Origin of the sequence: Paraburkholderia sp. GAS333 (genome assembly GCF_050435665.1) — a bacterium.
Lineage (GTDB): Bacteria > Pseudomonadota > Gammaproteobacteria > Burkholderiales > Burkholderiaceae > Paraburkholderia > Paraburkholderia fungorum_A.
In genome coordinates, this window is record NZ_JBNDKS010000006.1 from 427,025 (window position 1) to 452,876 (window position 25,852).

Annotated in this window: 19 protein-coding genes; 12 read left to right on the forward strand and 7 right to left on the reverse strand. The window is 62.6% G+C overall.

The features are described 5' to 3' along the window. Positions 1 to 13 precede the first annotated feature (13 nt). From ABH945_RS29180 to ABH945_RS29190, 3 genes are all read right to left on the reverse strand, one after another. Positions 14 to 1,144 (reverse strand): porin, encoded by a 1,131-nt coding sequence (locus tag ABH945_RS29180; protein WP_429252911.1) that lies wholly within the window; start codon positions 1,142 to 1,144, stop codon positions 14 to 16. Between the two features lie 569 nt (positions 1,145 to 1,713). Next, a complete protein-coding gene (locus ABH945_RS29185) occupies positions 1,714 to 2,685 on the reverse strand; it encodes an ABC transporter substrate-binding protein (protein ID WP_429252912.1) in 972 nt (323 codons plus the stop codon). A 287-nt stretch (positions 2,686 to 2,972) separates the two neighbouring features. Further along, complete coding sequence (locus tag ABH945_RS29190) at positions 2,973 to 3,956, reverse strand: LysR substrate-binding domain-containing protein (RefSeq protein WP_429252913.1); 984 nt, start codon at positions 3,954 to 3,956, stop codon at positions 2,973 to 2,975. 642 nt (positions 3,957 to 4,598) lie between these two features. Between ABH945_RS29190 and ABH945_RS29195 the strand changes: the two genes are divergently transcribed. Continuing rightward, positions 4,599 to 5,690 carry a porin gene (locus ABH945_RS29195; protein ID WP_429252914.1) on the forward strand — a complete coding sequence of 364 codons (1,092 nt, stop codon included), beginning with the start codon at positions 4,599 to 4,601 and terminating at the stop codon, positions 5,688 to 5,690. A 136-nt stretch (positions 5,691 to 5,826) separates the two neighbouring features. Here ABH945_RS29195 and ABH945_RS29200 read toward each other — a convergent pair whose 3' ends face one another. Continuing rightward, positions 5,827 to 6,780, reverse strand: coding sequence for a LysR substrate-binding domain-containing protein (locus tag ABH945_RS29200; protein ID WP_429252915.1), 954 nt, complete (start codon positions 6,778 to 6,780; stop codon positions 5,827 to 5,829). Between the two features lie 158 nt (positions 6,781 to 6,938). On the opposite strand from ABH945_RS29200, the gene ABH945_RS29205 reads away from it, so the two are divergent. The 10 genes from ABH945_RS29205 to ABH945_RS29250 all read left to right on the forward strand — a co-directional run bounded on the left by ABH945_RS29205 (position 6,939) and on the right by ABH945_RS29250 (position 17,024). Continuing rightward, a complete protein-coding gene (locus ABH945_RS29205) occupies positions 6,939 to 8,006 on the forward strand; it encodes an ABC transporter substrate-binding protein (RefSeq protein ID WP_429252916.1) in 1,068 nt (355 codons plus the stop codon). 58 nt (positions 8,007 to 8,064) lie between these two features. Then, a complete protein-coding gene (locus ABH945_RS29210; protein ID WP_429252917.1) occupies positions 8,065 to 9,144 on the forward strand; it encodes an ABC transporter ATP-binding protein in 1,080 nt (359 codons plus the stop codon). Then, positions 9,131 to 10,003, forward strand: a complete 873-nt coding sequence (locus tag ABH945_RS29215) for an ABC transporter permease (protein WP_074771544.1) — start codon at positions 9,131 to 9,133, stop codon at positions 10,001 to 10,003. Before ABH945_RS29210 ends, ABH945_RS29215 begins: the two co-directional genes overlap by 14 nt. A gap of 16 nt (positions 10,004 to 10,019) precedes the next feature. Beyond that, positions 10,020 to 10,817: an ABC transporter permease gene (locus tag ABH945_RS29220; RefSeq protein WP_429252918.1), complete on the forward strand. Its 798-nt coding sequence runs from the start codon at positions 10,020 to 10,022 to the stop codon at positions 10,815 to 10,817. After that, positions 10,814 to 11,950 carry an NAD(P)/FAD-dependent oxidoreductase gene (locus tag ABH945_RS29225; RefSeq protein WP_074771546.1) on the forward strand — a complete coding sequence of 379 codons (1,137 nt, stop codon included), beginning with the start codon at positions 10,814 to 10,816 and terminating at the stop codon, positions 11,948 to 11,950. The genes ABH945_RS29220 and ABH945_RS29225 overlap by 4 nt, the downstream gene beginning before the upstream one ends. Positions 11,951 to 11,957: 7 nt before the next feature. After that, positions 11,958 to 12,329 carry a (2Fe-2S)-binding protein gene (locus tag ABH945_RS29230; protein ID WP_429252919.1) on the forward strand — a complete coding sequence of 124 codons (372 nt, stop codon included), beginning with the start codon at positions 11,958 to 11,960 and terminating at the stop codon, positions 12,327 to 12,329. After that, a complete protein-coding gene (locus ABH945_RS29235) occupies positions 12,319 to 13,725 on the forward strand; it encodes an FAD-dependent oxidoreductase (protein WP_429252920.1) in 1,407 nt (468 codons plus the stop codon). Before ABH945_RS29230 ends, ABH945_RS29235 begins: the two co-directional genes overlap by 11 nt. 25 nt (positions 13,726 to 13,750) lie before the next feature. Beyond that, positions 13,751 to 14,938: an NAD(P)/FAD-dependent oxidoreductase gene (locus ABH945_RS29240; protein WP_429252990.1), complete on the forward strand. Its 1,188-nt coding sequence runs from the start codon at positions 13,751 to 13,753 to the stop codon at positions 14,936 to 14,938. Positions 14,939 to 15,029: 91 nt separating this feature from the next. Next, complete coding sequence (locus ABH945_RS29245; RefSeq protein WP_429252921.1) at positions 15,030 to 15,383, forward strand: RidA family protein; 354 nt, start codon at positions 15,030 to 15,032, stop codon at positions 15,381 to 15,383. Positions 15,384 to 15,752: 369 nt separating this feature from the next. Continuing rightward, positions 15,753 to 17,024, forward strand: a complete 1,272-nt coding sequence (locus tag ABH945_RS29250; RefSeq protein ID WP_429252922.1) for a multidrug effflux MFS transporter — start codon at positions 15,753 to 15,755, stop codon at positions 17,022 to 17,024. Positions 17,025 to 17,066: 42 nt separating this feature from the next. On the opposite strand, the gene ABH945_RS29255 is transcribed toward ABH945_RS29250, so the two are convergent. From ABH945_RS29255 to ABH945_RS29265, 3 genes are read right to left on the reverse strand one after another with little or no spacing between them, the layout of a single operon-like run. After that, on the reverse strand, positions 17,067 to 18,929 hold the full coding sequence (locus ABH945_RS29255) for a hybrid sensor histidine kinase/response regulator (RefSeq protein ID WP_429252923.1): 1,863 nt from the start codon (positions 18,927 to 18,929) through the stop codon (positions 17,067 to 17,069). Between the two features lies 1 nt (position 18,930). Beyond that, complete coding sequence (locus tag ABH945_RS29260; RefSeq protein WP_429252924.1) at positions 18,931 to 23,955, reverse strand: AAA family ATPase; 5,025 nt, start codon at positions 23,953 to 23,955, stop codon at positions 18,931 to 18,933. 46 nt (positions 23,956 to 24,001) lie between these two features. Further along, positions 24,002 to 24,682 (reverse strand): winged helix-turn-helix domain-containing protein, encoded by a 681-nt coding sequence (locus tag ABH945_RS29265; RefSeq protein WP_429252925.1) that lies wholly within the window; start codon positions 24,680 to 24,682, stop codon positions 24,002 to 24,004. A 232-nt stretch (positions 24,683 to 24,914) separates the two neighbouring features. Between ABH945_RS29265 and ABH945_RS29270 the strand changes: the two genes are divergently transcribed. Continuing rightward, positions 24,915 to 25,823: a helix-turn-helix domain-containing protein gene (locus ABH945_RS29270; protein ID WP_429252926.1), complete on the forward strand. Its 909-nt coding sequence runs from the start codon at positions 24,915 to 24,917 to the stop codon at positions 25,821 to 25,823. The last annotated feature ends 29 nt before the right edge of the window (positions 25,824 to 25,852 follow it).

Consider the following 25,852-nt stretch of genomic DNA (forward strand, 5'->3'; position numbering starts at 1 on the left):
GGGCTCGCCGCGATCAGAAACGATGCTTGATGCCGGCGATGACGGACAACTGCGAGCCGCCCGGCGGTGGCGCCTGGACTGGCAACATGGTGCTCGCCGCAAGAGCGAGATTGCCGCTGTTATGAATGTGATCAGCCGTGACGTACAGCGAGGTGGTCTTGGACAGCGTATAGACGCCGCGCAATACTTCGACCAGAGCTTTATTCGGCGAATGATCGTATCTGAGATTGGCGACCATGCCGTCGATTGAAATGTTGTGCCCCACAGGCACCGTTCCCGTCACCCAGACCAGATCGCTTCTCGGTGTGGCGATGCCCAGGTTGATACGCCGGATCCAGCCAACGCCGAACCTCGCTCCGTCTACGTTGAAGTAACCGCCCAGGACGTATCGGCTATCTGTCAGGTTCGGGGCCGTGAGTCCTCCGTAGGTCGCCGATGTACCGCCATTGTTGCGCTCATAGGCGGTGGCCGCACCCCAGTTGTTGCCGGTGTACTTGAGCAGCGCGGACCATTCCTTGCACTCCTGATAAGGGGTTGTTCCGCCGGGGCAATTACTGCCGACCACGCTGACAGGAGTGGCTGCGACTCCATCGCGGCCGAAGCTGTAATTCACGCCGCCTTCCAATGCACCGAGGTGGACGCGATAGCTCACGGCGTTGTCCGCACGAGGGTTCGCCACGCCATTGTCCAGCGTAGTCAGGCCCTGCGCACCGTCGCCAAACGGGTTGATCGCGGACATGGCATAGAAGCGCATCGTGTATTGGCGGCCAAACGTCAGCCGACCATAGGGGCCGTCGAGACCCACGTAGGCCTGGCGTCCGAACAGACGTCCGCCCTGGCTCGACGTACCGTTCTGCGGCGAATAACCGCCTTCCAGGTTCCAGATGGTCTGCACTCCCGCGCCGAGATCCTCTGTCCCGCGCATGCCGAAGAACGAGGTCGCCATGCCCGATCCCATCTGGAAAGCGCTGCCAGTCGTTTTGCCGGTGGCCGCATGGCTGAGGTACTGCACGCCTTCGTCGATCGAGCCGTATAACGTAACCGAGCTGGAGCTGACTTCCTGAGCCGATGCCGGTCCAACATACATCAACGCCACGCAAGCGCACAATGCGAGCTTGTGATTCATATCTGCTTCTGTCTCCATGTAGTAATCCGCGATCCATCTTTGTGACGCCTCATAGACGTTGGCCGTCTCGAGGTGGATCGCGTTGTCTCTGTTTTGCTTTTTGATTCGAAGCACCGCAATTCTTGCTAGCTTGTCGCCGTAGGTCTATTGAAATAATCTGGTCGTGGCTTGAGGAAACCGTCAAGTGATTCGCCGAAGAGTTCGATTGGCAGCAAGACGCGTATCGATCAGGTGAATGAAAAAACGGGATCGTCAGGCATAGGGGGGCCATGCAAAGTACCCGCTTCCGATAGAGGGAAGCGGGTGCGGAGGATCGGCGTTGGAGCGGCTCGGAACGAGCCTGTGAAATCTGCAGAGGCCGCGAATGGGCGATGCAACGGAGCACGCGTCGTCCAGCGGAAAAGAAACTTCCCCGCCGGACGACGCGTTGTCGAAAGCGCAAACGATAGTCGAACAGGATCCTTCGCTCTCGAAGCGCGACGGGAACTGGTTGTCAAAAGCCGGGCGTCTACTTAGTGAAAGGGCGCCAGCGATCCGCATTGATCGCATGGCAGCCGTGACCAGTCACCCGCTCATGACCACACAACTCAGACACGCAGGTCGACAAACAACTCGTCCATCGACATCCGGCGCGGTGTGAGGCCCTGTTTGAACGCAGTGGCTTCCAGTGCCTCGATGGTCTTGCGATTTTCCTCGATACCGTAAGGCAGCGGATCGTGACCGACAATCTGACGCAGCTTCAGGTACTTGTTATCGCCTGCGCTAGTCGACTCGCCTGCATCAAGACGCGCCAGCCACTCCTTCTTCGCCTGCGCAAACGCGTCGTAAATCGACTTCGCGATCCACGGATGCTCGGCCAGCACCGAATCTTTCACGACGATCGTGCCATGCATCGGATAAACGCCGGTACGTGCGTAGTATTCCGTTTCGAGTTCGGTTGCGTTCGGCAGCAGATCTGGATAGTCGGCTTCGACTTCTTTCCAGCCACTTGTGGGCGCACCCGTGCGCCCAATGCCCGCGTTCGCGCCGAAGCCTGCGGCGAGTTCGCCTTTCGCCATCATGTCGGCGAGCGAGCTGCCCTCGGGTGCATGAATCACGTTCGACGGCAGCTTCAACTGCGTGACGTGTTCTTCATCGTCGACTACCCACGTAACCTTCGACGAATCCAGGCCGAATTCATCCATCAGTACCTGGCGGGTCCATACGCCTGTCGTGACCGAGTACGCACGCACGCCGACCTTTTTCCCTTCGAGGTCTTTCGGATGCTTGATGCCCGCGTCAGGCCGCACCAGTAGTCCGCCATGATGGAAGCGTCGCACCACGAAGATCGGCAGGGCAACGAACGGTGCGCCGTAGGCGCGCGCAATGATGTAGGTGGTCGGCGCCAGTTCACACACGTCGAATTCGACGTCACGCACCATCCGCCGGAATGCGCCGATCTGCGGTTTGACGGTGACGAATTCCGCGTCCACACCTTCAATGGGGATTGATCCGTTACGAACGGCCGACGTCTGCGGATGATCCGCAATGGCGATCTTGAGGTGAACCTTCGTTGACATCTGTCTCTCCTGAATAATTGGCTGTGGCGAAACCCGATCCGCGCCTGCGACTCGTCACCACAAAAAATTTCTGGCCTTCCGGAATGGGCCGGCTGTTCAGTGCCGGAAGGTCGAGACAATGATTCACGCTCCCCCCACACCCGGCTGTCAGGCGATCAGGATGTTGCCAGCGCACGGTCATGCGGTCGATTGAATAAAATTACTTGAGCCTTAACCAAATGGTAAAACCTCGGGAATACGAGGTATCGAAGGAAATTTTGCCGATGACGCGCATCACGCCTCGCGGATCACTGCCCGCCTGAGCCCACGGAGCCCGCCGACCGCTCCACCTCGGTAGACACCAGTAGCGGGCTGACCTCTTCGAGGCAACCCAGCATCAGCATTGCGCTTGGCACGAGCGGTTTATCGGCGCGCCAGGCAGCGCCGAGCGGAGATCTGACAAAACCTGGATCGAGTGGCAATACGTGGATAGGACTGACTTCTGCGTACGGATACTGGATATCTATCGTGTACAGCGCGATTGCATCTTCGGACTGGATATAGGCGCGGCTAAGATGAGCGGAAAGGGTCTCGATGTAATTGAGCGGCATGGACATGCCATTACGCGCAAAGGTACTTTCGATCGGCTCCCGCAATAGCGATCCTGGAGGCGGAAGCACCCACGGAAAGTCCTGAAGATCTTTCCATTTCAAATCCTTTCTTCCCACCAGCGGATGATGCGGCCCGGTCACCAGCCGGACCTGCGAATACATGAGAACCTTCCCCTGTAATCCAACCATCGCCGACTGATTAGGGAGCCGTCCAACCACGAGATCCAGCTCGCCTCGCCGTAGTTCCTGCAATAGTGTCGTCATCGGCCCCTCGAAAATCGACACATTGGCGTGCGGCGATTGTTGCTTGAGCCGCGCGAGCGCTTTCGGCATGATCGTTGGAATCAGACTGGGGAGCGCCCCAACGTGAACCTTTCCTGACTGTCCCGTTTGCAGTGCCTTGATTTCCTCGGCAACACGCCCCAACCCACTCAGAAGAACCCGAGCATGACGGACCACGCATTCACCATATGCGGTGGGTCGCAAGCCGTTGACGGTACGCTCAAACAGTTTTACACCGAGTGCGCCCTCGATTTCACTGAGCGATTTTGAAACCGCCGACACCGTAATGAAGGAGTTCGACGCGACTTCGCTTAGATTTCCAAAGTCATTGACGGCCAGGATCAAACGCAAGTGGCGCGCTTTCAGATTTGCAGTCAAATACCAGTCAAGTTGACTCATCAGGTCTCCGTATTCGTCACCGCAGGCGGTACTCCGCACACGGTTTTCACCGCATTTTACCCTTGTGCGGATTTCCGCTTCATAGCGACGCTGCCATTCCGACTCGCTACAACGCCAGCACTGACACTCGTCGAGGACCTTTGCATCGTCGAGTGCGAAACAACGGCAAACGTCGCAGATAAGCCGCCGCTCGCACGGTGGCGCAGCGGTTTGGACGCTATTCCACTGCGTGGCCGATACTGGTTTACCCGGCCAGATTGTCAGTTAAAAAATGCCATTCAATCTAAGTTTTATGCATGGACCGATCGCCTCCCGCGCACTTAACCTTAACGAATGAGCTTCGATAACTTTTTCTCCCGAATCGATAACGAACAGGCAATAAATACCTGCAGTCAACGGAGATCGAATTGAATGGAGAAATGAACTGAGGCTGTTGGTTTGCGTCGTCGTTACCGGTCTTCGATTCGGCAGCCAATAATTTTGGCATCCGATCCGAACAGACTTTCCTCGTTATAACCCCGGCATACGCGAGCACACAGGAATGCTCGATGGTCGATTCATCGCCAATATATTAGGCATCCAGAATAATAAATATTCAAAAAAGCATCGGCAACCAGATGCAGATAACAACGGAGATATCGCTTGAAGAAATTTGCCACTCTCGCATGCGGCACGGTCTTGTCGTGCGCGTCCACTTCGGCCGCGTTCGCGCAGTCGTCGGTCACGCTTTACGGCGTGCTCGACAATGGTTTCGTCTATCAAAGTTCGTCGGGCAGCAACAGTTCGGCGGTCCGCGCGGTACCAGGCGGACTCTTCGCAACACGTTACGGCTTCAAGGGCACTGAGGATATCGGCGGCGGCCTGCACGTCAATTTCCAGTTGGAGCAAGCGTTCTCAGGTCAAACGGGCGCCGCGACCAATCCGGCCGACGCGTTCAATCGTCTGGCGTATGTCGGCATGTCCGGCGGCTTCGGCGAAGTCCGCTTCGGGTTGCAGAACTCGCCTTCCTACGACGTCCTCCAGGCAGCAATGGACCCGTCCTGGGTCAAGAGCATCGCGTCGCCGATGAATAACTTCAATGGCCTGATCATCCGCGCGAACAATGGTATCTCCTACTACACGCCGACCTTCGATGGTCTGAATGCCAAGTTCATGGTGGCATTGCGCGATTCGTCGGCAGGTGGGTCGGGCAACGGCATTGGGTTCTACAACGTCGTTCTCCAGTACATCAACGGGCCATTGAATGTGGCGGCCGGCTATGAACGCGGTGACGAGCCGAGCGTCGGCGCCGGCGGCAGCTATACGCTCGCAGGCGGTGCATTGGCAGGTCCGGGGGCGGTATTTACCGTGTTTAACGCGGGTGCTTCGTATGCGATCGGAGCCAACCGCATCTGGCTGGCTTATCACACGGAGCATCTGACGAATACGCCGAAATACAAGCAGCACGACGTCTACCAGATCTCGGACTCGTATCAGATCTCGCCATTTGCGTTGATTTCGCTGATGTACGGTTACCTGTACGACCGCACGGGAGAAGGCAACAACGCGCAGCAGTTGGGTCTGCTTTTCGAGTACTCACTGTCCAAGTCGACTGAACTCTATACGGCGGCCGGCTTTATCCAGAACAGGAACCAGGCTCAATACACGCTGTCGGGTACCGCTTATTCGGGCCTCGCCGTCACTCCCGGTACCAATACGCGCGGCATTGGAGTGGGTCTGGTTCACAAGTTCTGAGGATGCGGCAGAAACCCCAACCGGGGCTGTCCAGATGCCCCGGTTGGGCAGTCTCGCTGTTATTGGGCGTGGCCGTTTCCAAACCGGCACAGCGGATATCTTCAAACAGCCCGGTGCGGAATTCGGGCGCAGGCAACTACGCCTGCGTCCGTGCTCTGCGCCGGGCGCCTTTCGTCGCGCCCGGCATGGGCGTCACGACTTCCGCAAGCAGTTCCTCGTGCAATCCCCTCAACACGTCGACGAATGCCGAAGCGAGTCGCTCCCGCGGCCTGTGCGGCGGGAATAGCAGGTAAGTTGGAAACAGCGTAGCCGGTAGAAATGGCCGGATCGCGATGCCCGGCCCGGCAAAGTCGCGAGCGACGATCGGGTGGGCCAACGTCACGCCCATACCGTGGCGAACCATCTCGCAGCACATCGCGGTGTATTGCGCCTCGATCGCCAGGACACGCTGCACGCCGGCGCGCAGAAACACTTCATCCATCATGGCTCGCGTACCGTCACCGTGACACAGCGAGATGAACGACTCCCCCTCCAGATCTTCAGGCTTGACGGTGCGCTTTGCCGCGAGCGGATGCGTGTCCGGCATCACGCAAACGGCCGCCACGTTCGACAACTGCTCGACTTCGCAATCGGATGCCTCACTCACATACACCGCCACGCCGAGATCGCAGAACTGCGACGCCGTCCAGTGATTGACGGTCGCCGACGTGTTGACGTGAAGCGACACCGTGACGTCGGGGAATAACCCGACGAAGCGTTTGATTGCATGCGGCACCAGCGTCATGCCCGCCGACGGCATGGCCGCGATGCGCAATCGCCCGCTGCCGAGATTGCGAATCTGCGCGGCGGCGTTCGCGAGGCCCTGCAAACCGACAAACGCGCGTTCGACCTCGCGAAAGAACGCTTCGCCCTCGCTGGTCGGAATCAGCCGCACACCGCTGCGTTGAAAAAGCTGCAAGCCCGTGTCGCGTTCCAGTTGCGCGATCAGCCGGCTCACATTCGGCTGGGACGTGAAGAGCGCCTTGGCCGCAGCCGTCATGGAACCCGACACCATCACGGCCCGAAACGCCTCTATGTGCTTGAGATTCATACGTATTTTCCCTTAGACCAGCACCTTCAACCCATATCATTCTTGCATGGATAGGTATTTTATTCGTATTGGACGACATAGCCAGCCAGCGCGACACTGCATTTTATCGACGGGCCGACTAGCCCGCGCCACCCACATCGGAACTGGAGATCGTCGTCATGAAAAGCGCGTTGCATCGCCGTCTGTCCGCCCCTTCGCGCGCCGCCGTCGCGGCGCTTTCCTTCGCTTCCGCCCTCGCCGCGCCGCTCGTCGCCCACGCCGAGACCACCCTGTACGTCGCCAATGTGGGCGGCTCGAACGAACAGGTCTACCGGCAAAAAATCATCCCGGCGTTCGAGAAGGCGCACAACGTCAAGATCGTTTATGTCGCGGGCAATTCGAGCGATACGCTTGCCAAGCTGCAGGCGCAGAAAGGGCATCAGCAGATTAACGTCGCGGTGATGGACGACGGTCCCATGTATCAGGCGATGCAACTGAACCTGTGCGCGAAGCTCGACGACGCGCCGGTGATGAAGGACGTCTACCCGCTGGCGAAACTCGGACCGACTTCGATCGGCGTCGGTATGGTCGCAACCGGCATCGGCTACAACGAGGAAGCGTTCAGGAAGGCCGGCCTGCCGCCGCCCGATTCGTGGAAAGCGCTTACCGATAGCCGCATCAAAGGCAAGATCGGTGTGCCGCCGATCACCAACACCTACGGCCTGCATACGCTCGTCATGCTCGCGCGTCTGTCGGGCGGCGGTGAGAAGAACATCGACCCTGGCTTCGCCGAAATGACGAAGGCGGTTGCGCCGAACGTGCTGTCCTGGGCGCCGACGCCAGGCGAGATGGACGGCCAGATGCAGGCAGGCGACGTGATCCTCGCCCCCTACGGCAGCGGCCGCGCGGTGGCCTTGCAGAACACCGGCTTCCCGCTCAAATTCGTCTACCCGAAAGAAGGTGCGGTCGCGTTGCAGGTAGCAGCCTGCGTGATCGCCGAAAACGCCCAGCCGCAGTTGTCGCAGCAGTTCGTTCAATACCTGCTGAGCCCGGAAGTGCAGGCGGCACAGGCGCAAGGCATCGGTTTGGGTCCGGTCAACAAGACCGTCAAGCTCGCGCCAGACATCGCCGCGCGCGTGCCTTACGGTCCCGAACAGATCTCGAAGCTGACCGCAATGGACTGGGCGACGATCAACCAGCATCGGACCGAGTGGACCGAACGCTGGAACCGCTCGGTCGAGCGTTGAACTCCGTCACCGGCATTTCTTTCCGCGCGGCGCGCGATCTGATGAAGGAGCAAGACGCATGGCCTTCCTGACTCTGCAGGGCATCTCGAAACGCTACGGCGACTTCACGGCAATCGAACAACTCGACCTGTCGGTCGAGCGCGGCGAACTGCTCTCACTGCTCGGCCCCTCCGGCTGCGGCAAGACGACCACGCTGCAAATGGTCGCGGGCTTCGTCACGCCGACCACCGGCCGCATTCTGCTCGACGGACGCGACATCACCCATGAACGCCCCGAAAAGCGCGGTCTCGGCGTGGTGTTCCAGAGCTACGCGCTGTTTCCGCACATGACGGTGGCGGCCAACGTCGGCTTCGGCCTGGAGATGCGCAAGGTCAAACGCAAGGAGCGCGACGCGCGCGTGGCCGAAGCGCTATCGCTCGTGCGTCTCGACGGACTGGGTCATCGTTATCCGAAAGAACTGTCGGGCGGCCAGCGGCAACGCGTGGCCATTGCCCGCGCCGTCGCCATGCAGCCCGAACTGCTGCTGCTCGACGAGCCGATGTCCAACCTCGACGCGAAGCTGCGTGAAGAGATGCACATCGAGTTGCGCGCGATCCAAAAACGCCTCGGCATCACGACGATTCTCGTCACGCACGATCAGGTCGAAGCAATGACCATGAGCGATCGCATCGCGGTGATGCATCGCGGCACCATCGCGCAACTGAGCACACCGTATGACGCCTACGAACGTCCGGCCACGCCGTTCGCGTCCACCTTTCTCGGCCGCACCAATGCGATTGCCGGGGAAGTATTACGGCGCAATCTACGTTGCGCGGAAGTCGAGGTTGCGGGAACGACGCTCCACGTACCGCACGAAGGACGTCATGTGCAGGGCGCAGTGAACGTCTATATCCGCCCGGAAAAGGTTCACCTCGCCAACGGCAATGCGCGCCTGCACGGACGCATTGCGACGCGGGTATTCGTCGGCAATCAGTGGTTGCTCGAAGTGGAGACCGAACTCGGCAAGTTGCGCGTCGCGCAGCCGAACTACGGCGCGCCGCCACCGGATGAAGGCGATCGGGTGGGCCTCGTCTGGACCGACGACGACCTGCGCGTACTCACGCAAGACGATCAGGAGACCGCTCATGGCCACGCTTGAGGACGGCCGTCCCGGCGCTGCGCCCTGGCTGCTGTCGGGACCTGCGCTGCTGCTTTTCGTGGGCCTGCTGCTGGTGCCCCTGCTGCTCACGTTGATGCTGTCGTTTCGTGTCTTCAGCGACACGGCGGGCGTTACCTCCGCCTATACGCTGTCGAATTACTGGGAAGTCGTTAGCGATCCGTACTACGGCACGATCTTCCTGCGCACCGCCGGTCTCGCGTTCGGCGTCACGTTGCTGTCCATCGTGCTCGGCGTGCCCGAGACCATCGTGCTCGCCCGGATGAAGCGTCCGTGGCAATCGCTGTGTCTGTTGATCGTGCTCGGCCCGCTGCTGATCTCGGTGGTGGTGCGCACGCTCGGCTGGCAGATTCTGCTCGGCAACAACGGCGTGCTCAACAACCTCCTGCAAGCATTGCATATCACCGACGAACCGATCCGCCTCGTCTTCACGATGACAGGCATGATCATCGCGCTGACGCATGTGCTGGTGCCCTTCATGGTGATGTCGGTATGGGCCAACATGCAGAAGCTCGATCCGCAAGTGGAATGGGCCGGCCGTTCGCTCGGCGGTTCGCCGTTCGCCGTGTTCCGCCGCGTTGTGCTGCCGCAGATCCTGCCCGGCGTTTTATCCGGCTCGATCATCGTGTTCGCGCTGTCGGCGTCGGCGTTCGCCACGCCCGCGCTGATCGGCGGACGGCGCCTGAAGGTGGTCGCCACCGCCGCCTACGACGAATTCCTCGGCACGCTGAACTGGCCGCTCGGCGCGAGCATCGCCGTGTTGCTGCTGATCGCCAACGTGGCGATCGTGATGGGTTGCAGCCGTCTCGCCGAACGCCGCTTCCGGCACATCTTCGATTAAGCGTTGGAGAGCGATCATGAAACAGAACGGCATTCTCGGGCTCGTCTACAACGCGTTCTTCCTGACCTTCATTCTGGCGCCGCTGGCGGTCGTCATGCTGGTGGCGTTCACCGACAAAGGCTTTATCTCGATGCCTTTCGATGGCGCGTCGCTGCGCTGGTTCCGCGCGATCCTTGCCAACGACGACATCGTGTCGGCTTTCTGGCTGTCGGTGCGGCTCGCGTTCGCGGCAGCGACCATTGGCGTGCTGCTTGCGGTGCCGGCTGCGCTCGCCATCGCACGCTACCGCTTTCCGGGCCGCGCCGCGCTGACCAGCTTCTTCCTCTCGCCGATGATGATTCCCGCCGTCGTGCTCGGCATCGCGTTTTTGCGCTTTCTGTCGCTGCTGCATCTGTCCGGGTCGTTCTGGTCGCTGGTGTGTGCGCACGTGATCATCGTGCTGCCGTACGCGTTGCGGCTGGCGCTGTCGGCGGCGGTCGGACTCGATAGCGACGCCGAGCGCGCGGCGCTGTCATGTGGCGCGAGCCGCTTCACCGCATTTCGCCGCGTGGTCCTGCCAATGATCCGCACCGGGGTCGCGGGCGGCTGGGTGCTGTCGTTCATCCAGAGCTTCGATGAACTGACCATGACCATCTTCGTCGCGACGCCCGGCACCACCACGCTGCCCGTCGCCATGTACAACCAGATCGCGCAGACGATCGATCCGCTGGTCGCTTCGGTGTCGGCGGTGCTGATCGTCGGCACGGTTCTTCTGATGGTCCTGCTCGACCGCATGGTCGGCCTGGACCGCATTCTGATTGGAGAAGCCCGATGACATTGACAGGCACTACCAGTCCCGACGTGCTGGTGCTTGGCGGCGGCCTGGTCGGTTCGGCCGTGGCCTACGGACTCGCCCGCGAAGGCGCGCGCGTCACCGTGCTCGACGAAGACGACGGCGGCTTTCGTGCGTCGCGCGGCAACTTCGGCCTCGTGTGGATTCAGGGCAAGGGCTATGGTTTGTCGCCTTACGCACGCTGGTCGCGCAGTTCGGCGACGCGCTGGCCGCAACTCGCCGACGCATTGCGCAACGAAACCGGCGTCGATGTCGCGCTGCGTCAGCCGGGCGGCTTTCACTTCTGCTTCACCGACGACGAACTCGCCGAACGCGACAAGCGCCTCTCGACGCTGCAAACGGAACTGGGCGACTACCCGTACCGGATGCTCGATGCCGCGGACGTCCGCGCACGCATCCCGCAGATAGGACCCGACGTGATCGGCGCAAGCTACTCGCCCATGGACGGTCACGTGAATCCGCTGAAGCTGCTGCGCGGATTGCACACGGCCATGCAGGCGCGCGGCGTGCGGCTCGTCTCCGGCGAACGGGCCGAACGGATCGAACCGCAGGCGAATGGCTTCGTCGTACACGGAAAACGCGGCACGTATCGCGCGTCGAAAGTGGTGCTCGCCGCCGGACTCGGCAACCGCATGCTCGCGCCGTTCGTCGGACTGAATGCGCCGGTCGCGCCCAATCGCGGACAGGTGCTGGTCAGCGAGCGCGTCGCGCGCTTTCTCGACTATCCGACGCTCAACGTGCGCCAGACCGACGAAGGCAGCGTGCAGTTCGGCGACTCGATGGAAGAAGTCGGCTTCAACGACTTCACCACGACGCATGTGCTCGCCGATATCGCGCGACGCGGCATACGCGCCTTTCCGATGCTCAAGGATGTGCGGCTCGTGCGCATGTGGGCGGCATTGCGGGTCTACAGCCCCGACGGCTTTCCGGTCTACGACCAGTCCGATGCGCACCCCGGTGCGTTCGTCGTTACCTGCCATAGCGGTGTGACGCTGGCGGCGGCTCATGCGCTGCGCGTGGCGCCGTGGATCATGGGCGCGCCCATGCCCGACGAACTGCCCACTTTCTCCGCGCGGCGCTTCGAGCACGCCCGGGAACTGACTCCTGCTCACTGAAACCGATATGACTGCCCAATCGATTCCTACCCTGTTCAAGCCGCTGCCGGGCGCGACCGCCGCGAACGTCGCCATCTGGTTCAACGATCAGCCTCTGTCCGTGCCGGGAGGCCGCTCGGTTGCCGCCGCGTTGCTCGCGGCCGGCGTCTCGCGCTTTCGTGCGACGCCCGTATCGGGCGCCCCGCGCGCGCCCTTCTGCATGATGGGCGCGTGCTTCGAGTGTCTGGTCGAGATCGACGGTGTGCCGAGCCGCCAGAGCTGCATGGTCGAAGTCAAGGCAGGGATGCGCATCCGCTCGCAGGAAGGCGCACGCGATCTGCCACCGTTCGGTACGGCCGATCCGATCGACGCCCCTTTGGAGAATGCCCATGCCCGCTGATTTCGCTGCTGAATCTGTCGACGTCGTCGTGGTCGGCGCCGGTCCTGCGGGCATGAGCGCCGCGACGCGTGCGGCGCGCGCGGGCCTGAAAACCGTGCTGATCGACGAACAGGACGCCGTGGGCGGCCAGATCTATCGCGGCATTGGCCGCGCCGATGCGCGTCGCAAGGAGATTCTCGGACCCGACTATGCCGCCGGCAGCGCGATCGCCGACGCGTTCGCGGCATCCGGCGCACAGCACATCACCCAGGCGAGCGTCTGGCAGGTCACGAGAGAGCGCGGCGTCAATTATCTGAAGGACGGCAAGATCGGCAGCTTCGACGCGCAACGGGTGATTCTCGCGAGCGGCGCACTGGAGCGGCCTTTTCCGATTCCGGGCTGGACGCTGCCGGGGGTGCTCACGGCAGGCGCCGCACAGATCCTGCTGAAGAGCGCGGGCGAAGTGCCTGCCGCGCCGCCCGTGCTGGCCGGGTGCGGGCCGCTTCTGTACCTGCTCGGCTGGCAGTACGTGCGCGCCGGTGTGCCGATCCGCGCGTTGGTCGACACCACGCGCCACGAAGATCGCTGGCGCGCGAAACGGCATATGTTCGCGGCGCTGCGCGCGTGGCCGTTCCTGAGCAAAGGCCTGCAACTGATTCGCACGCTGCGGCAGGCGGGTGTGCCGATTTTCGAGGCGGCCGACGATCTGCGCGTCGAAGCGCGCATCGGCGAAGATCAGACCGGGCGTGCCGCCGCGTTGCACTTCACCACGCAAGGCAATGCACATCGTGTCGAAGCCGATGTGATCCTGCTGCACCAGGGGGTCGTGCCGAACACCCAATTCACGCAGGCGCTGCGGGCGTCGCATCGCTGGGACAACGCCCAACTGTGCTTCACGCCCAACGTCGACGCATGGGGCGAACTCGACGTGCCTGGCATCTTCGTCGCGGGAGACGGTGCGGGCATCGGCGGTGCGCAGGCAGCCGCGTTGCAGGGCTCGCTCGCAGGTCTCGCCGCCGCCGCGCAACTCGGTGCCATTACCGGCACGGCGCGCGATGCAGAAGCCGCCGCGCTTCGCGATGCGCTGGCGGGAGTCATGCGCATCAGGCCGTTTCTCGACAGCCTGTATCGTCCGCGCGACATCAACCGCATTCCGCGCGACGAAACCGTCGTCTGCCGCTGCGAGGAAGTCACGGCCGGCGAGTTGCGCAAGTTCGTCGAACTCGGCTGCGTCGGGCCGAATCAGGCGAAGTCGTTTGGACGCTGCGGCATGGGACCGTGTCAGGGGCGCATGTGCGGGCTCACGGTCACGGAGGTGATTGCCGACGCGCGCCGCGTCTCGCCCGCCGAAGTCGGCTACTACCGGATTCGTCCGCCGATCAAGCCGCTCACGCTCGGAGAACTCGCCGGTGAATGACACGTCCGACGTCAACCGCGCAACCATGGTTCAGGAAGCCGACGTGCTGGTGATCGGCGGTGGTCTGCACGGCACAAGCAGCGCTTTCCACCTCGCACGACGCGGCGCGAAAGTCATCGTGCTCGAAGCCGATTACGTCGCGCGCCACTCGTCGGGCGTGAATGCAGGCGGCGTGCGCACGCTGGGTCGCCCGTTGCCGGAAATTCCGCTCGCGTTGATGTCGCGCGAAATCTGGCATGGCATGCCCAGTCTGCTCGGCGATGGCGAGGATGGCGGTTTCGTCGCCTCCGGTCAGTTGAAAATCGCCGAGACCGACGCCGAACTCGATGCGTGCCGGGAGCGCGTCGCGTTGCTGGAATCACACGGATTCACGCACGAGAAGGTGATCGACCGTGAGACCGTACTCGAACTCGAGCCGGCGCTCGCCCGGCATGTGACAGGCGGCATCTGGGTCGCGCGCGATGGCTACGCGCTGCCTTATCGAACCACCACGGCTTTCCGGCTGGCGGCGCAACGGCTCGGTGCGAACTTTCTCGAAGGCACGCCCGTGCGCCGTATCGAACAGCGCGGCACGCGCTGGTTTGCGCACACGCCGCGCGGCACGTTCAGCGCCGACAAGCTGCTCGTCACGGCAGGCGCGTGGTCCGGTGAACTGGCGAAACAGGTCGGCGAAGCGGTGCCCGTGCATCCCGAAGGTCTGATGCTGATGGTCACGCACCGCGTCGCACCGTTCTGCAACGCGACGCTCGGCGCAACCGGCAGGCCGCTGTCGTTCAAACAGTTCGACAACGGCACGGTGGTGATCGGCGGCAAGCTGATCGGTATCGCAGACCTGGCAGGCCGCCACGGCGAGATCGATTTCGCCCGGCTCGTGCGCAGCGCGCGGACCGTCACCGATCTGTTTCCGCATCTGCGTCATCTCGGCGTGAACCGGGCGTGGGCAGGCGTCGAAGCGTTTACCCAAGATGAACTGCCGGTGATATCCGCGAGCCGCGCCGCGTCGAATCTGTATTACTCGTTCGGCTATTGCGGCAGCGGCTTTCAGTTGGGGCCGGGCTGCGGCAAGCTCGTGTCGGAACTGATGCTCGACGGCACGCCTTCTCTTTCCCTCGACGCATTCGCCATCGACCGGTTCGGCCGTGCCTCGGCCGCTGCCCCGCTCGCCTCCCCGCTTTCGTCTCACGCGGCAGCTGCATCGCCGGTCGCGCATTAGCGCCGATTCGTTTTGTCATCCCATCGCGCTGTCGAACCGGTTGCGTGAGGGTTTTTCCGATCTGCTTTTCTATTTCCCTGGAGAGATTTCAATGAGCGATATCGTTCGTATCGACACCAATCAACGTATGAGCCGCGTCGTCAAGGCAGGCGGTCTGGTATTTGTCGGCGGCCAGACTTCGGGCGACGTCACGCTCGACGTCAAAGGTCAGACCGCTAGGGTGCTGGAGAAAATCGACGGTTTTCTGGAGAAAGCCGGCATCGACAAAACCCGGCTTGTTTCCGCACAGGTTTGGCTCGCGGACATCAGCCGGGATTTCGCAGGCATGAACGAAGTGTGGGACGCATGGGTTCCACAAGGCCACGCACCCGCGCGCGCGACTGTGCAGGCGCAGCTAGCCACGCCGGAGTTACTGGTCGAGATCGCTGTCGTCGCGTGTGCCTGAGACACACCGATAAAACGCCGGGCTGTCTCCTGCCGGACAGCCCGGCGGCAAACCCTCGACCGGATCGCGCTCGCACGCTCAACGATCCCCCCCGCCAAAGCCGTCTCCAAAACCCCTCCGCTACAATAGCGTCCGACAACTGCCGGCGCGCCGCCAGGCACGCCGGCGGCTAAACGCACATAATCCTACCTTTGCCGCGCGCGTCTTCCGGGCCGATGCCGGGCGCCGTCGACGATCAATTCTCGCGTTCTCACCGTCAATCGCGCCGATCCGTGCGCCAACGGCCGCCAGAAAGCGCGCTCGTCAATCGACCGGCTAACAGCGCACTCACACCGCGTCACCGAAAAAACCGCCTCTCTCACTGCTGTCATGAACAACCCTACCGCCGACCGCCCCGCCACTCCCGCGCGCGCCCCCAACGCCGCGAACTCGCCGCGCTTCCTGCTGTTTCTGATCTGCCTGTTCGCGTCCGCCGGGCAACTCGCGATCGACATCTACGTGCCCGCGCTGCCGGCCATGGCGCGCTTCTTCGCGACCTCGCCGCAGGCGATCCAGTCGAGCGTGTCCGGCTACATGGTGGCCTACGCGCTCGGCCAGCTCATCTTCGGGCCGATCGCCGACGCACACGGACGCAAGCCCGTGCTGGCTTTCGGGCTCGTCATCTATACGATCGGCTGTCTGCTGTCGCTCGCCGCGACCAATCTGGAAACCTTCATCCTCGCCCGCTGTTTGCAGGGCTTCGGCATCGCCACCACGAACCTGCTGGCGAAGGCGATCATCACCGATTCGTTCGCCGGACACGCGCTCGTGCATGCGTTCACCTACATGTCGATCGCGTGGGGACTCGCGCCGATCGTCGCGCCGGTGATCGGCGCGCATCTGCAGACGTGGTTCGGCTGGCAGGCCTGCCTCGTCTTCCTGCTCGTCTATTCGCTGGTGATGTGGGGGCTGCTGTGGCGTTATCGCGAGACGTTGCCGCGGCCCGTGCATCTCGCGCCGCGCACGCTGATGGCAAACGCGGGCAAGGTGCTGTCGAGCCCGGTGTTCCAGAGCTGTTTCCTCGCGCAGGGTCTCTGCTACAGCATCCTGCTGGTGTTCAACATCGTCGGTCCGTTCATGGTGCAGAACACGTTGCACAAGCCGCCGACCTTCTTCGGCTATCTCGCGCTCGGCATCGGGATGATGTACTTCCTGGGCGGTCTGTCGAATCGCATTCACGGTCCGCGTCTGCCGAGCGCCGAGCAACGGCTGCGCTTCGGCGCACGTCTGATGGCGGCCGCGTCGATGGCGATGCTGGTGCTCGCGCTGACCGTCGGCCTGCGCGTCTGGACGCTCGCAACGCCCGTGCTCGTAATGGGCTTCTGCGCCGGTGCGATGTATCCCACGTTGATGGCGAAGGGCAACTCGCTGTTCCCGCACATCGCCGGTCTGACGAGCGCGATTCTCGGCTGCGCGCTGCTGCTGGTGTCGTCGGCGATGATGGGACTGGCCGGCTTCGTGTCGGTGCAGGAACTGACGCCGCTGGCCGTGTTTTTCGTGATCCTCGCGATTACCGTCGTGGTGATGGTGACGAAACTGCTGCGCCATCTGGCGCAACTCCAGCCTGCCACGGCGGTGAGCGCTCACGGTGAGACGGCGTGATTCTCGCCGTCTCCGCCTGAGTCATGCACCTGCGTCACACGCCTAAACCGCCAGCAGCAACGTCGCCACCGTGCCGGGATGATTGTCCGTGAACGCGACGCTGCCGCCGTGCAACGTCGCCACCGCGGCAACGAGCGAGAGCCCGAGCCCGACCCCCGGCGTTCCCCGGCTTGCGTCACCGCGATAGAAGCGCCCGGTGACCTTGGCCTTCTCCGCGTCGGGAATGCCGGGGCCGTTATCCGCGACGGCAATCGATATCGCGCCGTCTGCATTGCGTGTGGCCGACACGCGAATGGTCCCCTGAACCGGCGCGTATTTCAGCGCGTTGTCGATCAGATTGCCGACCGCCTGCGCAATCAGCAGATGGTCCGCCACCGCGCGCAAATCGCCCGCACATTCGACCGACAAGCTCACATTGCGCAATTCCGCGACCGGCAGATAGAACTCGGCGGCCTCCAACACCAGATCGCCGATATCGCCCTCGACGAAACCCGCGCGACGGATGCCCGAGTCGATCTCCGCAAGCCGCAGCAGCGCATTGAAAATCGCCATCACGCGATCGATATCGACGAGCGCCGCATCGACTTCGGAAAACGTTTCGTCCGGGCCGGGCCGTAACACCGACAACGATTCGAGACGCGAGCGCAACTCCGCCAACGGCGTGCGCAGATCGTGAGCAATCGCATTCGACACGTTGCGCACGCCGTGCATCATCTCGGTCAGCTCGGCCTGCACGCGCTTCAACTCGGTGATATCGACCACCGTGCCGGTGAAACGCACCGGCAGCCCCTGTTGATTGCGCAGCGCGGTCCCGCGTACCAGCATCCACCGATAGGCGCCGTCCGCGCGCATGACACGATTTTCGAGTTCGAACGACGCGGTCTTTCCGCCCAGATAATCTTCGATCGCACGCTCGGTCTTCCCGCGATCGTCGGGATGGATGATCTGCATGTACTGCGCCGAGGTCATCGTTTCCGCTGCGGGACCATAGCCGAGACGTTCCCAGATGTTCGTCAGATGCACGCGGCCGCTCATCACATCGCCGTCGGGCATGTCGACTTCCCACACGCCGATGTCCGAGCCGCACATCGCAGCTTCGAGACGTGCGTTGGTTTTGCGCAGCCACGCGGCCTGCTCGGCCTGACGTCGCTCGGACACATCGTGGAATACCACGACGACGCCCTCGACTTTCGCGCGATCGTCGGTGATCGGCGACACGCTCGCTTCGACCGGCGTGCGGCGGCCGTCGAGAGATTCCAGCAACGTGCCGGTAAGCGTTGACGTGCGCGTGCCGGATTTCAGCACACGCGGCACCGGATCTTCGATGCCCAGTCCGTTCGCTTCGTCGATCGCGACGAAGACTTCGTCGAACCTGCGGCCTAACGCATCGCTACGCTGCCAGCCCGTGAGCCGCTCGGCCACTGCGTTGATAAACGTGATCCTGCATTCGCAGTCGGTCGCGATCACCGCATCGCCGATACTCGACAGCGTGATCGCATAGCGCCGCTCGCTTTCGCGCAAACGCGCTTCGGCGCGGTGCTTGTACAGCGCCATCTCGACAACCGTCACCAGTTGAAGATCTTCAAACGGCTTCAGGATGTAGCCAAACGGTTCGGCCAGCGCCGCGCGTTTTACCGTTTCGCTGTCAGCGTACGCAGTCAGGAACACCACCGGAATATGGCAGCAATCGCGCAACTCGCGCGCCACTTCGATCCCGTCGATTTCGCCCTCGAGACGCACGTCCATCAACACGAGATCGGGCGTCGTATCCAGTGCGAGTTGCAACGCGTCTTCGCCGCGCGCGGTCATGCCGACAATCGTATGGCCGATGCGCTGAAGCTGTTGCTGGATATCGCGGGCGACGATCCGGTCGTCTTCGACAATCAGAATGCGTGCATGCTCCATATCAGTGAGCCCGCTCGCCAGCGGTGTTGAACGTGACCGTGAAGGCGGTGCCCGGCCCGGTCTCGACAGCAAGCACGCCGCCTATCTGCTGCGTAAGGTCGCCGACCAGTTGCAGGCCGAGCGAACTTGCATTGCCCGCAGCAAAGTCCTTGTCGATGCCGACGCCGTCGTCCGCGACACGCAGCACGTAGTGCGCGTTGCCATCGTGCTGCACATCGCGTTGCAACGACACGCACAGCTTCCCGCCGCGTCCCGCGAACGCATGCTTGAGCGCATTCGACACGAGTTCGTTGATGATCAACCCGCATGAGGTTGCCGTGTTCATGTCGAGATCAACCTCGTCGACAGCGAGTTCCAGCACGACCCGCTGACGGTGCAGATCGTACGCACGCGCAAGGTGCCCGCACAATCGCTCGATATGCGTCGCCATCGGAATACGCGCGAAATTGCCGGCGCGATACAGGTTTTCATGCACGAGCGCCATTGAGCGAACGCGATTGCGGCTATCCGAAAACAGTTCGGCGACGGCCGGATCGGTCACGTTGGCAGCCTGCAGATTAAGCAGACTGCTGATCAGTTGCAGATTGTTTTTCACGCGATGATGGACTTCCTTCAGCAGCGCGTCTTTCTCTTCAAGCAGCGCTTCTCTTTGTTGTAGCGATGAATTTTCGAGCGAGATGGCGGCCTGCGATGCGAGCAACCGCAACACTGACACGCGCGACGGCGTGAATACGCCGGACATCTGGTTGTTTTCGAGGTATAGCGCGCCGATCAGCCGCTTCTGGTTCATCAACGGCAAACACAGTGCCGAACGCGGCCGCGCGGCGAGCAGATAGGGATCGGCGGAAAACTCGGGTGGCAACGGTTGCGCGTTGTCGAGCAGGACGAATTGCCGGGTACGGATTGCGTAGTGCAGCAACGAAAGCGGCAGCGCATTCTCCGCCACCGCGCGGGCATTCACGCCCACCTGAATGCCGGTGCGGCCCGTCGTGGCTTCGGCTTCGATACACAGCGCGTCGCCTCGCGGAATCACGAGCAGTCCACGTTCGGCACCGGCATGTTCGAGCATCACGTTCATCAGAATACGGATGACGCGCTCCAGTTCTACCTCACCAAACAGCGCCTGCGACGATTCGACGATCCCGACAAGATCGAGACTGTCGAGCGGCATCCCGTGGACGGACGGCGCCACACTCGTTGCCGTCCGCACGATCGCGGAGCCAGGCGTTTCTTCGATACCGAGGCCACGCGCGTCGATAGCCGCAACCCGGCTCGCCGCGCCCCATGTTGACCACGCAACGCGCGCATTGCGCCAATAAAGCTGCGCGATGGCAGCGAAACCTGCGGCATCGTAAAACGCGGCGGCCCGTTCGTGCGCGAGCGCATCGATCTGAACGAAACCATGCGCGCGGGCCTGCGCAATCGCGCTGTCGTAATGACGCATCGCGTCCATTTGTGCACCGGCGATGCGCGCCAGTTCCGCCTGCACCAGGCTGAACCGGCAACCAAAATTATCCGGGCCGTGATCAGCCCATTGCGACAACTGCCCGTAATGCGCGTGCAACCTGGTCGGCAGCGCCGCGCCGAACTCCAGCTTCGACGAGCGCGCCAGCATCGCGTAGAAATGAAATTCGGCAACTTCGAAATGCCCGGACGACGTCCATAGCAACGGCTCCGCAAAATCGGCCGCTATCAGCGCACCGTCGATGTCGCCGGCCAGATAGCACGCCTGCAATTTGCGAATCCAGTACCAGCAGGCGGCAATCGCCAGGCACGGGTCGGACGCAAGATGCGCCTCAAAATCGGCTTCGTCGAATGCCGCATCCTGAGGCACGCCGCGCAGCATACGGATCAGTCGCAACTGGCCGGTGATGATATCCACGATCAGGCCGAACTTCGCGGCTTGCACGAGTTCCAGCCGCTCCTGCGCCTGACGCTCGATCTCAGCGAGGTTCGTCCCAGCGGCCAGTAGGCTCGTGATCAGCGTGCATGAACTGAAGCCCATGTACGTGAGATCGCCTTGCTCGCTGGCGGCGTCGAACGCGCGCCGCAGCAGTGGCAGGCCCGCGCCGATGTGGCGCGTCCACGGCATTACGTGGTACGCGAAACACATGTAGACGCGCGCACGGAAGCGGTCGAGCCCGCGCTCGTCGACCAGTGCGAGACCGAGTTCGCCGAACTGGAAGCCCGCCTCGTAGTCGCCGAAACAGGGCCCCGCCACCATGCCGAGATACGCGTAACCGAGCGACGACGCATCGCTATTTCCATGCGCGAGACCGAGATTCGCCATCCGGCACAACACGAGGCAGACCAGGTTCTCGTCGCTGAAAAACGCGGGCGGCAACACGGCGGTCAGCACGTCGAGCGTCGCCTGACGGTCGCGGTAGTTCAGCAACGGCAAGTCGATCAGCGATGCAATCGGCCGCCCGTCGATCTGCGCGAGCAACGCCTGATATTCGTCGCACGCCGCGTCGCGCGTCGGGTGCGCGGACCAATCGACGCCGACGCTGCGCAGATACTCCAGGCACAGCTCCACCGCGACGTCGCTGCGATCGAGCGCCGTGAAAAGCGTGACGCGCAGCCAGGCGACCGACGCGCGGTCCACGAGATTCGCGGCCCGCGTTGCCAGCGTTTCGAGGCGGATTCGCGCGTGCTCCGTCTCGCCGGTCAAGAATTCGCACTCGGCGAGAAGGTAGTCGAGCGCGAACACCAGCGGATAGTTGTCGGTCCACGCGTTCGCGTCGCACAGCGCGAGCCCGGTTGTCAGATACAGCCGCGCCGACGCAAACGCGGTCGAGCTTTTCGCCCGCCGCGCGGCCATCAGATTCAGGGTTGCGGCCTGCTCGCGTTCGGCGGGACTCGCCAGCAGATCGAGCGCGCGATTGAACTGGCTGACGATTTCGAACACGCCGCGTTCGATCTGATCGGGCCGCGTCTGCGCAAGCAACGCGCGCGCGATCTTCAGATGCAGCGCCGGGCGCGCGTCGGGTGCGATTCGCGCGTAGGCGGCTTCCTGCACCCGATCGTGGGTCATCCGGTACGCGCCGTCGACGTGCTGAACCAGGCCGACGCTCACCGCATCCGCGAGCGCGGTTTCGATTCGCCGGGGCGCGTGACCACTCACCTGCGCGAGCGTGGCGAGCGGCACGGCGTCGCCGAGGCAGGCGAGATAGGCCAGCGCGTCCCGGCTTTCGGCCGATAACCCGTCGATCTTGTCCACCATCAGATCGACGATATCGCCGGACGACAGATGCTCGCGAATCGTATCGACAGTCCAGCGCCATGCGCTCGACGAGCGATCGAACACGAGTTGGCCGCTGTCGGCGAGCGTCATCAGCAACTGGCTGGCGAACAGCGGATTGCCGCCGGTTTTGTCGTACAGCAAACCCGCAAGCGGACGCGCGCTCGCGCAGTCGCTACCCAACGCGTCGGCGGTCAACTGGCACAGATCGTCCGCGACGAGCGGCTGCAGCACGATCTCGCTGACATGGCCGGCCGCCGTCCTGATCGACTCGATCACGCGAGCCAGCGGATGCGTCGCGCCGACTTCGTTGTCGCGATAGGCGCCGACAATCAGCAGATCGTGGACCGGCGCGACGGCCACGAGTTGTTCCAGCAGCGACAACGTAGCCGCGTCGATCCACTGCAAGTCGTCGAGAAAGAGCACGAGCGGCTCGCCCGGCTGCGCGAATACGGCGATAAAGCGGCGCATCGCCGTGTGAAAGCGCGCCTGCGCATCTTGCGGCGACAACGCGGGCAACGGAGGCTGCGCGCCGACCACCAGTTCCAGTTCGGGAATGACGTCGACCAGCAACTGCCCGTTCGATCCGAGCGCATCGCGCAGACGCTCGCGCCAATGCGCGACCTGTTCGTCGCTGCCCGTCAGAATCTGGCGGATTGGTGTCTGAAACGCCTGCGCGAGCGTTGCATATGGAATGTCGCGCTTGTACTGATCGAACTTTCCGGCGACGTAGCGGCCTGTCAGATCGCGTGCAAAGCGACTGACCAGCGCCGACTTGCCGACCCCGGAATGCCCGGCCACCAGCACCAGTTCACAGCGCCCCGCTCGCGCGATACGCGCAAACGCCGCGTCGAGTTCATCGAGCGGCGCGCGGCGTCCGTATAGCTGGTCGGGAATCGTCAAACGCTGCACGGCATCGTGCGTGGTCAGTTCGAATGTGTCGATTGCGGCCTGCGCGATCCATTGATCGAGACAGCGACCCAGGTCCGCTTCGAGCGCGGTCGCGCTCTGATAGCGGTCGTCGGCACTCTTCGCGAGCAGCGTCGTCACGATCGACGCGACCACGGGCGGCACGTCGGCTACGCGCCCCGCAATTGGCGCGGGCTGCCGCGTCATGTGCGAGTGAATCCACTCGGCGGCGGTGGTTGCGTCGAACGGCAATTCGCCGGTGAGCATCTGATACAACACGACGCCGAGCGAATAAAGATCGCAGCGCCGGTCGACCCGGCGGCTCATGCGGCCGGTCAATTCCGGCGCGATATAGATCAGCGAGCCGACTTCCGTCATGGCGAGAACAGACGGATCGGGCGCAGCGCCGTCATCCGATGCAACCGACGTCATGCCGAAGCGCGTCAGCGCAACCGAGTTTTCATCCGTCACGAGAATGGTCGCGGGCCGCACGTCGCGCACGATCAGATCGTGTCGATGCAAGCCGGCGAGTGCGGCGGCGAGCGCGCGTGCCACGTCGAGAAACCGTCTGAGCGGCCACGGCGCACCGAGCATGCCCGCGAGCGGCAGGCCGCCGGGATCGTCGAGGACGAGCGCGGGTTGACCATCGAGTTCGATCAACCGGCGCGGCCGCGCGACACCGCGTATATCAAGCGATGCACGCAACGACATAGCATTCGTGAGTCGCTCGACCACGCGGGCGGACGGCAAGCGGCAATCGTGAGATGGCGTCAGCAGAAGCGCCGCTTCACCGTCCTGCCTGCCGATGACGCGCGACAGCACAAGCTCCCCATCGTCCACGAGGACCTCAGGCGCAACGATGGTCTGGTCGTACATACGCGTTCCTCGATAGCCCGGCCAACCCGCCGGCTGAGCTTGGGGTTCAGTCGTCGGCCGTCAACATGTAGCCGGAATTGCGAACCGTGTGGAGCAGCGAGCGCGCAAAACCCGCGTCGATTTTCTGCCGGAGTTTGCTGACGTGGACATCGATCACATTGGTCTGCGGATCGAAATGATAGTCCCAGATATTTTCGAGCAGCATGGTGCGCGTGACGACCTGCCCCGCGTGCCGCATCAGGTAGGCGAGGAGCTTGAATTCGCGGGGCTGGAGCGCGATGGGCTTGCCGTCGCGCGTCACTTTGCGGGAGATCAGATCGATAGTCAGGCCGTCGACCGTCAGCGTGGTGTCGGCGGGCACTTCCTGCGTACGCCGCACCAGCGCATCGATTCGTGCGAGCAGTTCGCCGAATGCGAAAGGCTTCACCAGATAGTCGTCGCCACCGGCTTTCAGGCCGCTAATGCGTTCGTCGACGGCCGCGAGCGCGCTGAGGATCAGTATCGGCACCTTATTGCCCGCAGCACGCAGCCTCGCGATGATTTCCAGCCCGTCGAGGTCGCCCGGCAGCATCCGGTCCATCACGATCACGTCGTAGGACCCGCGCGTGGCCAGTTGCAAGCCGGCTTGCCCGTTGTCCGCGTGGTCGATTGCATGCCCTGCTTCTGCCAGACCCTTCTTCAGGAAGTGGGCAACCGGCTCGTTGTCCTCGACGAGCAAGATCTTCATTCGGCTCTCTTATGGTGATGCACGTTCAGTTTGGTCAAACGATGGCGCAACGTACTCTACGGCCATTATCGGGCTGGAATCTACCCGCAATGCCGCGCGTCACGGATTAAATTTTGTTCATATTCGGAGATCGCGCGGCAAGTCTTACCTTAAATATCGTTCATATTCCCGCAAACCCGATTTCGGTAGCTTACGATTCGCTCCGACAGTGAAGAAATCGAGGTAACGAAGCATGCCCTCCCAGACAAACGGCTCCGTTGCGGCACCGGTACGATCCAAAGACTCGTTGGGCTGCGTGTCGAACCGCTTGCTCAAAGACTTCGAACTGGATGCAGGCGAATTCAAATTTTATCGAAAATGCACGCGCAATGGCCCGCTCAGTTCGGTCGCGACGCCCGCTTCCGATCGGGGCATGCTGGTGGGCGTGTCGTTGAAAACGGGACATCACAGGCGGGTGATTTCCGGTCGGCATCAGGCGTCGCAACATTTCGGCCGCGACTCGGTTTACCTTCGCGATTTCTCCGACGACTACCAGGCCGACATGTACGGCGCCTTCGACTTTGTACTCATGGAACTGTCCACTGAATCGATCGCTAAAGCTTTAGACGAACGTCAAGGCGCCAAACCGCGCGGCTTTGCGACGCCGCTGGTTCGCGAGGACCCGGTGCTGGGTCACTTCGCGCAAATTCTCGCGCTCACGCTGGAAGGTCCGGGCAAAGCGAGTCCACTGTTCGTCGAGCAACTCGGCACCGCGATCGCGACGTATGTAGTCGACCAGTATGCCGGACCGTCCGGTGCACCTACCCGCTCGAAGCGGCGCCTGTCGCGTGCGCAGGAGGCCCGCGCGAAGGAAATGCTGCTTGCGGAAGCCGACGGGAATATATCCATCGAAGAGATTGCGGCCGCGTGCAATCTGTCGCGCAGTTACTTCATCAGCGCGTTTCGTGAGACGACGCATTGCACGCCGCATCAGTGGCTGATTCAGCAACGCATTGCGCGCGCGCGTGGGCTGCTGGTGAGTTCGGATGCGTCGCTCGCGGAGATTGCGGTCGCTTGCGGATTTTCCGATCAGAGCCATTTTTCGCGGATGTTCTCGCAGATCGTCGGCGTGCCGCCAGGCACATGGCGCAGGTCGCAATAACACAGCATAGTCTGCACGATTCGGAAATG

Excerpts from the sequence above, each read along its gene's own strand:
- ABH945_RS29180 (WP_429252911.1), bottom strand. The coding sequence starts at position 1,144 with ATGGAGACAGAAGCAGATATGAATCACAAGCTCGCATTGTGCGCTTGC.
- ABH945_RS29185 (WP_429252912.1), bottom strand. The coding sequence starts at position 2,685 with ATGTCAACGAAGGTTCACCTCAAGATCGCCATTGCGGATCATCCGCAG.
- ABH945_RS29190 (WP_429252913.1), bottom strand. The coding sequence starts at position 3,956 with ATGAGTCAACTTGACTGGTATTTGACTGCAAATCTGAAAGCGCGCCAC.
- ABH945_RS29200 (WP_429252915.1), bottom strand. The coding sequence starts at position 6,780 with ATGAATCTCAAGCACATAGAGGCGTTTCGGGCCGTGATGGTGTCGGGT.
- ABH945_RS29205 (WP_429252916.1), top strand. The coding sequence starts at position 6,939 with ATGAAAAGCGCGTTGCATCGCCGTCTGTCCGCCCCTTCGCGCGCCGCC.
- ABH945_RS29210 (WP_429252917.1), top strand. The coding sequence starts at position 8,065 with ATGGCCTTCCTGACTCTGCAGGGCATCTCGAAACGCTACGGCGACTTC.
- ABH945_RS29215 (WP_074771544.1), top strand. The coding sequence starts at position 9,131 with ATGGCCACGCTTGAGGACGGCCGTCCCGGCGCTGCGCCCTGGCTGCTG.
- ABH945_RS29220 (WP_429252918.1), top strand. The coding sequence starts at position 10,020 with ATGAAACAGAACGGCATTCTCGGGCTCGTCTACAACGCGTTCTTCCTG.
- ABH945_RS29225 (WP_074771546.1), top strand. The coding sequence starts at position 10,814 with ATGACATTGACAGGCACTACCAGTCCCGACGTGCTGGTGCTTGGCGGC.
- ABH945_RS29230 (WP_429252919.1), top strand. The coding sequence starts at position 11,958 with ATGACTGCCCAATCGATTCCTACCCTGTTCAAGCCGCTGCCGGGCGCG.
- ABH945_RS29235 (WP_429252920.1), top strand. The coding sequence starts at position 12,319 with ATGCCCGCTGATTTCGCTGCTGAATCTGTCGACGTCGTCGTGGTCGGC.
- ABH945_RS29240 (WP_429252990.1), top strand. The coding sequence starts at position 13,751 with ATGGTTCAGGAAGCCGACGTGCTGGTGATCGGCGGTGGTCTGCACGGC.
- ABH945_RS29245 (WP_429252921.1), top strand. The coding sequence starts at position 15,030 with ATGAGCGATATCGTTCGTATCGACACCAATCAACGTATGAGCCGCGTC.
- ABH945_RS29250 (WP_429252922.1), top strand. The coding sequence starts at position 15,753 with ATGAACAACCCTACCGCCGACCGCCCCGCCACTCCCGCGCGCGCCCCC.
- ABH945_RS29255 (WP_429252923.1), bottom strand. The coding sequence starts at position 18,929 with ATGGAGCATGCACGCATTCTGATTGTCGAAGACGACCGGATCGTCGCC.
- ABH945_RS29260 (WP_429252924.1), bottom strand. The coding sequence starts at position 23,955 with ATGTACGACCAGACCATCGTTGCGCCTGAGGTCCTCGTGGACGATGGG.
- ABH945_RS29265 (WP_429252925.1), bottom strand. The coding sequence starts at position 24,682 with ATGAAGATCTTGCTCGTCGAGGACAACGAGCCGGTTGCCCACTTCCTG.
- ABH945_RS29270 (WP_429252926.1), top strand. The coding sequence starts at position 24,915 with ATGCCCTCCCAGACAAACGGCTCCGTTGCGGCACCGGTACGATCCAAA.